Annotated in this window: 9 protein-coding genes; 7 read left to right on the top strand and 2 right to left on the bottom strand. The window is 44.2% G+C overall.

Annotated features, from left to right (window positions below; translation table 11 throughout):
- Positions 1–116 precede the first annotated feature (116 nt).
- A complete protein-coding gene (locus BACCELL_RS16685; RefSeq protein ID WP_007213113.1) occupies positions 117–569 on the bottom strand; it encodes a hypothetical protein in 453 nt (150 codons plus the stop codon).
- 383 nt (positions 570–952) lie between these two features.
- On the opposite strand from BACCELL_RS16685, the gene BACCELL_RS16690 reads away from it, so the two are divergent.
- The 7 genes from BACCELL_RS16690 (at position 953) to BACCELL_RS16720 (ending at position 9,314) form a co-directional block, all read left to right on the top strand.
- Positions 953–1,888, top strand: coding sequence for a tyrosine-type recombinase/integrase (locus BACCELL_RS16690; RefSeq protein ID WP_007213114.1), 936 nt, complete (start codon positions 953–955; stop codon positions 1,886–1,888).
- Between the two features lie 455 nt (positions 1,889–2,343).
- The gene (locus tag BACCELL_RS16695; protein ID WP_007213116.1) at positions 2,344–2,718 is read left to right on the top strand and encodes a hypothetical protein; all 375 of its coding nucleotides are present in this window, start codon (positions 2,344–2,346) and stop codon (positions 2,716–2,718) included.
- Positions 2,719–2,770: 52 nt separating this feature from the next.
- Complete coding sequence (locus BACCELL_RS16700; RefSeq protein WP_007213117.1) at positions 2,771–3,313, top strand: DUF3575 domain-containing protein; 543 nt, start codon at positions 2,771–2,773, stop codon at positions 3,311–3,313.
- A gap of 41 nt (positions 3,314–3,354) precedes the next feature.
- Entirely contained in the window at positions 3,355–4,875 is a 1,521-nt protein-coding gene (locus BACCELL_RS16705; RefSeq protein ID WP_007213118.1) for a DUF3868 domain-containing protein, read from the top strand.
- Positions 4,876–4,907: 32 nt separating this feature from the next.
- Entirely contained in the window at positions 4,908–6,029 is a 1,122-nt protein-coding gene (locus BACCELL_RS16710) for a fimbrial protein (RefSeq protein ID WP_007213119.1), read from the top strand.
- 127 nt (positions 6,030–6,156) lie between these two features.
- Positions 6,157–6,963: a FimB/Mfa2 family fimbrial subunit gene (locus tag BACCELL_RS16715; protein WP_007213120.1), complete on the top strand. Its 807-nt coding sequence runs from the start codon at positions 6,157–6,159 to the stop codon at positions 6,961–6,963.
- An 11-nt stretch (positions 6,964–6,974) separates the two neighbouring features.
- Entirely contained in the window at positions 6,975–9,314 is a 2,340-nt protein-coding gene (locus tag BACCELL_RS16720; RefSeq protein ID WP_007213121.1) for a DUF4906 domain-containing protein, read from the top strand.
- A gap of 46 nt (positions 9,315–9,360) precedes the next feature.
- Here BACCELL_RS16720 and BACCELL_RS27145 read toward each other — a convergent pair.
- The coding region (locus tag BACCELL_RS27145) for a hypothetical protein (protein WP_007213122.1) at positions 9,361–9,695 on the bottom strand (335 nt) is incomplete at its 5' end.

Genomic DNA, 9,695 nt, shown 5'->3' on the forward strand with positions numbered 1-9,695 from the left:
TCTTTTCTCTTCTTCAACCTATGATCTAACACAAAAATGAACTCTTCCTTTGGGGAGATGTTTTTTATATGTTTACATCTGTTGTGTCTTGTACTACATAAAAAGGCTTTGGTGCTTTATTTTTTTTCCACCTTCTTCACCCACAAAAAATAACTCTTCAGCAACGTCTCTTCCGGTATAAGCTCCGTCATTCCGTGCTCTTCCAGATACAACTCCGTAGCCCTTGTAAACATCATCCCGTTCTTAAACTTGTTCCTGCGCAGGAAGCGGTAATAATCCATTCTCATTTCATAGTTGATTTCCTGTTCCAGGATTTTCACGGCTTCTTCTCCTAAATAATTGTAGGTTCGTGGATCTTTCCCTACACTGGGGCAGGGTAGGGAAAAGGTGATATTTCCCTGATCCCGCCATGACACACCTTTGGGGCGGGGAGTGGTGAGCTGTAGTAAGCAACTGTAAAGATTCTGATTTTTTGTGAAACGGATGGCACCCTCTATGGTACAATGCGCGTATGCGCTTTGCAGGTAAGCCGCGAGATAGGGCTTTACCTGAATGGTAACTGTAATCATTTTGTATATTGTTTTGAAGTGAAAAATATTTCCATACGTTTGTGTTCCTGTGGCGGGGAGCGTTCCTCGGAGCAGTGGAAGAAGGCAGATGTGTTACTCCGGCAAACGATGGAAAATCAAATGATTACGGTATGTCGATGTTGTTCTACGACCAATAGGTCGTTTCTCTACGAGGAAGGGTGCTTTGCTCGTAGAGGAACGCATGGCTTCTCTACGGGACTCTCAATTACCCGCCTCTGACCTTTGGTGCAAATATCTGTCAAATTAACATCTCTGGCAAAACTTAAAGACGGTGGTTAAAGATAGTATTGTAATGAAACATTTGTCTTTAATGCCTGTTTGTGACGTAGTATATGCGCGTGCAATAACGTGCGAAAAAATGAATGAATATGAAGACAGTCTATTTAAACAATTTTATGAGTTCGGTGGTCACTGAACTTGAAAGAAACGGGCAGTACAGTACCGCCCATGTATGTGGTAGCGTGCTGCGGTCCGTGATGACCTTTGATGGCGACGGTTTGCTTCTGTCGGGCATTACGCCCCTGTGGTTGAAGGCATATGAGCATTACCTGCTCCATAAGGGCGAAAAAGGCCTGGAGTGGAATACAATCTCTACCTATATGCGTATGCTTCGGGCGATTTATAACCGGGCAGTAGTGCGTAAACTGGTGCCTTTCGTTCCTCATTTGTTCAGGGAAGTGTTCACAGGGCGCAAGGCAGACCATCGGAGGGTACTGGAACGGGATGATATGCGGCAATTACTGGCAGAAAAGGATTTGGATATTATCTCTCCTGGTATGGAGTGGGCACGTGCATGCTTGGAGCTTATGTTTCGCTTTCATGGGATGCCTTTTGTTGATCTTGCCCATCTTCGGAAGTCTGATTTGAAGGATGGCTATCTGACCTTGCGCCGCAGAAAGACGGGGATGCCGCTTTCTGCGCGTGTGGATAGTCGAGCTATGCAGTTGTTGGAGCGCTACCGGAACCGGGACGACACTTCGCCTTATTTACTTTGTTTTCTGGATGGAAGTCTGGAAGGAATGGCTGCTTACAGGGATTACTTGCGGATTTTACGCTTGCTTAACAGTAAACTGCGTGCGCTTGCTCTGTGGAGGAAAGTACCGGGTAAAGTGACATCGTACACGGCCCGACATACATGGGCCACTGCGGGCAAGTACTGTCACGTTCCCATTGAAATCATTTCCGAAGGGCTGGGACACGCTTCCGTAACTACTACCGAGGGGTACATGAAGGGGTTTGGAAATAGTCGGATGGATCGGGCGAATAAGGTTATAATGAATTACATATTTGATAGCTAGTCTAATATGATATTTGAAGATTAAATGCTTGATTTATAGTTTAATATGGATAAATTACCTTGTAGGTAATATAGATGTTGTTATGGCGCAAAAGTAGATAATATATTTCTAAATCCCAAGAGAAAGATATTTTATTTGCTTGTTTACATGCATTTATCAACTGGTGATTTATATTAGAAAACAAATACTACAGATTTTACAAGTTTCTCTTCCTGTGTACAGGTCTGGCGAATGATTATTTTCTCCTGCATCGTGCAAATTTGTATACTACTTCCCTTACCCGTTTCTGGAAGCTGAAGACGGGAAAAGGATTATTGTACACCGTGAAACGTATGTACATATAAATTTTTGTATATATCGGGCTTGTATGAGTCTTGTGTCTTGCTATATATGTGTATATCCGTTACCTACAAGGTAATGCCAGTGTATATAATGGATAAAACAGAACAATTATCATGATAACATCCAAAACACAAGCTGCCATCGCAGTACTTAACGACATCTATGCGGGAGGAGACATAATCCGTGCGGATGCTTGCCAGCTTACAGAGCAAGATATGGATATCCTGCTTTCAAAACTTTTAAGTGCCGGACTCATAAAACTGTCTGACAAGGGAGATTCCCGTGATATACAGGTGTACAGCCCTGCACGTGACTCTTCTGATGTTTCCCTTCTCGATATCCTCGAAGCTACTGGTGAGCATCTGGATTGCAATCACCCCACTACTGAAGAATTTCACATGCGATATGGAAAAGCTGCGCAGAAACTCGGTATAGTGAACTATATCACAAGGGAATATCTGAAAGAGATAAAGCTGTTTGAGTTGTAAACGTAATCCGCGAAACCTTTTGAAAAGAAATACTTTCATATTGTCCCTGATTATGCTGCTGTTCTGTCTTGCAGACTTGTATTCTCAGATTCTTGCAGTGAAGAGTGATCTGCTGACGGGAGCACTTTCTTCGCCCAATTTCGGGGTGGAAGTGAAGCTTTCCAATCGGCTCACATTAGAAGCTGGTTTTCATTACAATCCTTTTCCGGCAGGCGGAGACAAGCGTTGGAAACATTGGTTTGTGCAGCCTGAACTGCGCTACTGGATGTGCCAGCCCTTTGGCGGGCACTTCTTCGGTGCGCATTTGTTGTACGGAGTATATAATGTGGGAGGTATGAAAATCCCTCTGGGGCTCTTTAGGGGAGTACGTTCTTCAAGATATGAAGGGGACTTTATGGGGCTTGGAGTATCATACGGCTACCACTTTATTCTCGCCCCCCGGTGGAGTATCGAGACAAGCGTCGGCGTAGGATTTCTGCATACCGGATATGAACGCTACCGTTGTTTGCATTGCGGTGAACAGACTGGCGGCGAACATAAAAACTTCATTGCGCCAACCCGGGTTGCGGTATCACTGGTATATCTGATAAATTGAGAGTTGTTTATAATTTAGTAATTTGTAATTAAACATAGAGCATGAAAAACTTAATCCGTATTCCTTTGACATTGACACTCCTGTTCGCTACGTGCTGTCTCTGTCTTGGGCAGGAGTTTTACCGGGGAGAACTATTTGTTACCGGACAACATTTTTCGCTGACGAATGGGCACCTGAATGTGGAATTGTCTGTTGACTTCGAAGGACTGAAAATGCCTTCGGATGAGTCGCTGACCGTGACCCCCGTACTTAAAAACGGTGAATACGAGCAGGAGCTTCCTGCCGTACTCATCAACGGGGCGGAGAAACAAAAAGTATATCAGAGGACACAGGCTTTGGCGGCTGGTAAACGCAATAATGCTAAGGTACGCACTTCGCCAATTCCGGCAGTGGTGATACGCAACGATCATGCGGCCTCCCGCGCGTTTACCTATAAAGTGTCGGTGCCCTATGAGCAGTGGATGGAGAGGGCTATACTCTTGTTGCGTTCACAGGAATGTGCCTGTCATGGTAAGAAAGGGGATGTTTATGAAGATAAGATAGCGGATGGAATCCGCCTGCCGAAGATGCAGGTATCCCGGTTGGATGCGGATATCGATGCCGATTTTCTTTCATTGGTGAACTTTATTCAGCCTGCACCGGACAAGGACACGTTGCATTGCATAACGGGATCTATCCCATACTTCAAACGGAAGGAAGGACAGAAAGACGGGAAGCAGCTTGGCGAACTCTCCGAGGAAAAGCAGAACTTCGAGATTTACTGCCGTCTTCGCGACGCCTTGCATGATGTACGTCAGGAGATGGGTACAGAATTGGCGAAAATCAGTGTAACCGGTTACGGTGTCCCTGTGGGAAACCTGAAGAAAAACGAGACAAATGCCCTGATACGTGCTCTTAAGTTAAAGGAGTATTTACGTGAAAACCGCCTGGCGGGAAGAGCCTTGCTGGATGTGAGTTGGATTTCTGAAGATTGGGACTCCATCACTAGCCTGGTGAGAAAAAGTGATATGCTACTGAAAGAGGCTACCCTCGATCTTATTAATAATATAGAGATTGTTAAAGGTCGCGAACGTATACTGATGTCGTTTGCGGACGGCAAGCCTTACAAGTATCTTATGGAGAAGATATTTCCTGAAGTAATGCGTGTGGACTATCGGATAGAATACACCCGCAAGCCTCTGGGCGCTACTGAAAGTCTTCAGTTGCTACGAAGTGGAAAACAGCGCGCTCTTCATCTGAATGAATTCTTTGCTGTGGCAGGTAGCTATCCGGTGGGTTCTACTGAATATAATGATATACTGGACCTTGCTGCAAGGCTTTTCCCGGAGAGTCCGGAAGCCAACATCAATGCGGCGGCAGTGGCTTTGAGCAAAAAGGAACTGTCTAAGGCGCGTGGGTATCTGGAGCCTTTTGCCACCCTTCCGATAGCCTATAATAACATGGGGATTCTCTGTCTGCTTGAAGGTAACCGGGATAAGGCGGAGGTGTACCTCACGATGGCGGCCGCCGCCGGAGTGGAACAGGCGATTAAGGCATTAGAAAAATTGAAAATTAAAGATTAAGCAATAAATAATAACCATAAACGGTATAATATATGAAAACGAGTAATTATTTGTGGGCTGCGCTGGCAACAGCAACCCTTTCGCTGTCTGCATGCAGCAGTGATGAAAACGAGAATGGAATGCAGCCGAAAGAAAAGACTGCAAAACTTGAACTTACATTAGTGGGAGCACCAGCGGACAGCCGTGCTACGGGGACTCTACCCACCACCGATGAATCCCAGATCAACCGCCTGACGGTGGCTGTATTCACCGGAGCAACGGGTAATCCTGTCAATGCCTTGCGGGAATTCACAGGCAAGGATATCAAAGATGCAGAGACTGGTAGTGGAAAGACGATTTCGATACTTTGCGAACCCGGCGACGAGCAAATGATTTATGTGGTAGCCAATGCTTCCCCGGCGCTTTTTGCGGGAGTAACCAACCTTGCCGGGTTCAAAGCCAAGCTGATGCTTCTTTCGGAAACAACCAAGGCTGCTGGATCAGGTGATGCAACGGATGCGCAAAAGCCCAGCAACCTCCCGATGTTGGGAATTGTGAACAAACAGAATCTCACAGCGGGTACAGAAACCACGGCTACTGCGGCACTGACCCGTCTTGTGGCGAGGACATCCATCAGCAGCATTAAGATCGCTTTCGACAAGGCGGGACAATTCAAGGATGCCACGTTCAACGTGACCGGTATCTATCTGAAGAATGCGAATAGTTCCGTCAATGCTGAAAAGACTGGCAGTGTTCCTATCAGTGGGAGTGACAAGGCCAATAAATACCTGTATGAAGCGGTGTCCTCCCATACAGCCAATACGGAACTCACTACTCCGTACTACTTCTATGCATTTCCGAATGCTTCGGCTACACCGACCAAACTTATAATTAAAGGAACATTTGATGCAGATGGAACTGGTTCAACCAGTGCTCCCGTGACCCGGTATTATCCCATCACTATTAATAAGAAACAGGCGAACACCACTATTACAGGAGGAGAGTGCACAGACAAAGGCAGCATAGCAGCTAATACCCGATACGTGCTTACCGCCCTTATCAAGGGAGAGGGGGTGGATGATGATAGTAAGGAAATAGACCCTGCTACTTTGAAACTGACGGTTACTGTTGCCGATTGGGCGCTTACCATCAATCAGAATGTGACTTTTGAGTGATATTTTCTATGAGACAGATATGACATTATAAACCAATCCGTACCAGCCTATGCGAGTTTTCGGAACATTCCCCATCTTTTTGCTAATTCTTTTTCTTCTCTGTTTTGTTTCGTGCGTGCGTGAGGATATGGAAGGTTGTGCCCGGTATGAACTGCATGTTCGTGCGGTGGATGCGGACGGGAACGACCTTACCGGAAATGGAGTTTTGCAGAAATCGGATATCTATCTTTTTAATGAACAAGGTTTCGTCAGAATGATTCCCTCTGAGGGCTTCTCGGACTTTTCATTTGGAGAGGACAAGGACGAACGGCTCACGCTCGTAGCTTGGGGTAATCTGAAAGAAGATACTCTGATTACTACGGAGATAGCACCGGGAACATCCCTGAAAGATGCGAAACTCCAGCTTCGGCAATATACCCACGGTACACACATTCCGCTAACAGACCTGTTCTATTGTCGCAGAGAAATAGGGGAGATAAACACACGGGGTGTGGAAGGAACGGATATTACGCTCGTAATGGAACGTATGGTGGCGGGCCTCAGTATACGCACGCGTTATCTTGCCGAACGTTATCCTTATAACGGTGAAGCATATCGTTTCATCGTACACTGCATCGGTACGGAAATGGATTTTATGGGTGAGGCTTCGGGGGACGGGGCCGGATACGAACCGGCTTCCGTTACCGATGCCGAGGGGGATGTCTATGCACCGCTTTTTCATATATTCCCTACCGGGGAGGGACAACCGTTGGAAATAGACGTCTACCGGAAAGATGAGAAATTATTTACTATCACTAAAGATAATGAACTTCGTCCTTTGTATGCCCCTGTGGGGCAACAGACCAACATTGATATAGACTTTCGTTATGCGGAGGTTAAGGTTTTTGTGAGTGTGGTTCCCTGGGGAACGGTCGGTCAGGATGTAGAAATGTAAGTAAAAAGTGTATGATTAGGTTATTTGAATACAGGGTATACCCGAAAACGGAAGAACCCATACCGTTTTGCTGGAAGGTACTTTTTGTGCTGTTCATGCTGGGCACACTGTTAGCAATGGCGGCTGTGTGCAGTTCTTGCCAACCGGAAGAAGGGGGCATGGAGGATATGGATATGGAGGAGGGTTTACCCGCTACCATTCGGGTGGAAGTGCAGGGAGAAGAACAAGCGAATTTTGTTACTCGGACAGTCAATGAGAGTGTGATCAGTGACCTGCACATTTTGGTCTATAACAGTGCGGGTGAGCTGATCGGACAGAAATACCAGACGGGTAGTTCTACGGTTACCATTAATACGCGCAGTGCTACCGGATGTACCATATATGCCGTTGCCAATACGGGTAAAGCTGACTTGTTTAAGGGATATACCATGCATAAGGAGTCTTATCTGAAAAGTATGGTATACAGCCTGACCAATTGGGATGACTTGAATAAAGGCACCAATCTGCCAATGACGGGAAGCATGAAAAGTGTGAATATCAAGGTGGGGGCAAACACATTGTCGGGAACACTGGTATTAACTCGTATGGTCGCAAAAGTTGAGTTAAAGATTAAAGTGAAAGAAAATAGTGGGATTAACATTACTAATTTGAAAATTTATAATCTTCCTAAAAGCTCTTACTATGTATCCGGTACAGCAGATGCGACAAATACTACTTGGTTGAACAGTGGCGGTATAAGTCTAAGTAGTACAACCACTGTCGGTACAATATCCTATATGTTTGAAAACCGTAGAGGAACCAAAACGATTTCTGCCCAAAAGGATAAAACGACTGCAAATGCGCCTGCACATGCTACATATGTAGAAATTAACGGCACAATAGGCACTGTTACTGCAAAGTGGACAGTGTATCTTGGAGAAAATAATACAAGTGATTTCAATATCAAGCGGAATGGCAATTATACGTATAACATTACTCTGAATGATGTTGCGGCAACAGATACAAGGGTTGTTGTAGATTTTACGGGAACAGAAGATTTGAGTAGTGCAGGTACGGCAAATTGTTATCTTGCCAAGAAGCTAAATACATGGTATAAGTTTAAAGCTACAGTGAGAGGAAATGGGGCTGCCACTGCTGCATTGATTTCTCCGACCGGAAGTGCTTTGGCTGCTAATGCTGCTATCAGTCCTACAAGTGCAGAACTCGTTTGGGAAACCAATGGTCATGGGCAAATAATACAAGGTGTGATTCTGAAAGATGGATATGTTTATTTCAAAACTGGCCCGAAAGCTGAAGGGAATGCAGTGATTGCGGTAAAAGACGGAAGTGGTAATGTTCTGTGGAGCTGGCATATTTGGAAAACCCATTTTAGTTTGGCAGAGATACCTATGCAGACATATAAGACGAATCCTAGGATAATGGATGTGTCGTCCTATTACAATGGCTTAGTTTCCCGTAATTTGATTATGATGGATCGCAATGTAGGCGCTGAAGCTGAAATACTTTATAATTCAGATACAGAAGAAAAAGCTTTGGGGCTATTTTACCAGTTTGGAAGGAAAGATCCGTTTCCTTCAGGAAAAAATAAGAGGGGTGAGATTAGTATTTATGATAAAGATGGGAATCATCTTGATGAGCCTGCGTTACGAAGAGATAATTATATAAAAATGAACAGTTTGATTTCTACAGCAACTGCAAATATCATAGCTTATGCTATTGCTCATCCTCTTACATTTATTTTATATGACATGGCTGACATCAATGCGGAGTATATACCATCATATAACTGGATTTATGGCGGTTTCCCACCGACAACAGCTTGGAAAGCCTCTAATAATTTGTGGGGTAGTGATGTAAATGGTACAAACAGTTTGGCACTCGATACAAAATTTACCCAAAAAACGATTTATGATCCTTGTCCTTTGGGCTGGCATATGCCTCCCCAAGATGTCTGGACTAACTTTACAACAACGAATACAGGTGAGATACCTCCTATGCTGGATTATAATACAACGATTCCTACCTACTATAATTCACCTATTGAGGATAAGATAAATGTAACAGTTGAGGGTGGAGGTTATTTTAATACACTGCTTTATGGCCGCCGATTTTTCATTTCTTCCACATCAGGCGAACAAGCTTTTTATCCGGCAATTGGTTATCGATATGGTGGGAATGGGCAAATCTATAATATCGGCTATTATTGTTGCGTATGGTCATCATCTCCATATAATAGTTCTTCATCTTTTGCCAACTATTTAGGTGCAATAAATGAAGGAGTAGGACCTACGAGTGCTGCAGGTAGAGGACATGGATTTCCAGTACGTTGTGTTAAAGAAACATCTAAGTAAACATAAATACGGATGATGGTAAAGATGTGCATTGGAAATGTGGTTTCTACTTTAAAGAGTAGCTAGGCAAGTTCAGGAGACCATACATCAGCCTATCCGGACGCAATGGAAAAACAATGGAATTTAGTTGTAATTCATCTTTGATTAATCGACTATTCGTAATATGCCAATAGATGAAATTTACTATTATCCAGTAGAGCAAGATATGTTCCATCAATGGAAATCTTAAATTCTCCAAGGGGACTGAAAAAGATATCCTAATGTTTTCTACGATACTACGTTCAACCAGAGTATTCTTATCGCCAAAGTTGTCTACTGACTGAGGTTTAGGCAGATACATCATTTTGAGAACTCTTGAAGGAAGTTTTATACTTTCTGTCT

Origin of the sequence: Bacteroides cellulosilyticus DSM 14838 (assembly GCF_000158035.1) — a bacterium.
GTDB lineage: Bacteria > Bacteroidota > Bacteroidia > Bacteroidales > Bacteroidaceae > Bacteroides > Bacteroides cellulosilyticus.

What these genes read in the sequence shown, in the direction of transcription:
- BACCELL_RS16710 (WP_007213119.1), top strand. Translation starts at nt 4,908, where the DNA reads ATGAAAACGAGTAATTATTTGTGGGCTGCGCTGGCAACAGCAACCCTT.
- BACCELL_RS16685 (WP_007213113.1), bottom strand. Translation starts at nt 569, where the DNA reads ATGATTACAGTTACCATTCAGGTAAAGCCCTATCTCGCGGCTTACCTG.
- BACCELL_RS16705 (WP_007213118.1), top strand. Translation starts at nt 3,355, where the DNA reads ATGAAAAACTTAATCCGTATTCCTTTGACATTGACACTCCTGTTCGCT.
- BACCELL_RS16715 (WP_007213120.1), top strand. Translation starts at nt 6,157, where the DNA reads ATGGAAGGTTGTGCCCGGTATGAACTGCATGTTCGTGCGGTGGATGCG.
- BACCELL_RS16695 (WP_007213116.1), top strand. Translation starts at nt 2,344, where the DNA reads ATGATAACATCCAAAACACAAGCTGCCATCGCAGTACTTAACGACATC.
- BACCELL_RS16720 (WP_007213121.1), top strand. Translation starts at nt 6,975, where the DNA reads ATGATTAGGTTATTTGAATACAGGGTATACCCGAAAACGGAAGAACCC.
- BACCELL_RS16700 (WP_007213117.1), top strand. Translation starts at nt 2,771, where the DNA reads ATGCTGCTGTTCTGTCTTGCAGACTTGTATTCTCAGATTCTTGCAGTG.
- BACCELL_RS16690 (WP_007213114.1), top strand. Translation starts at nt 953, where the DNA reads ATGAATATGAAGACAGTCTATTTAAACAATTTTATGAGTTCGGTGGTC.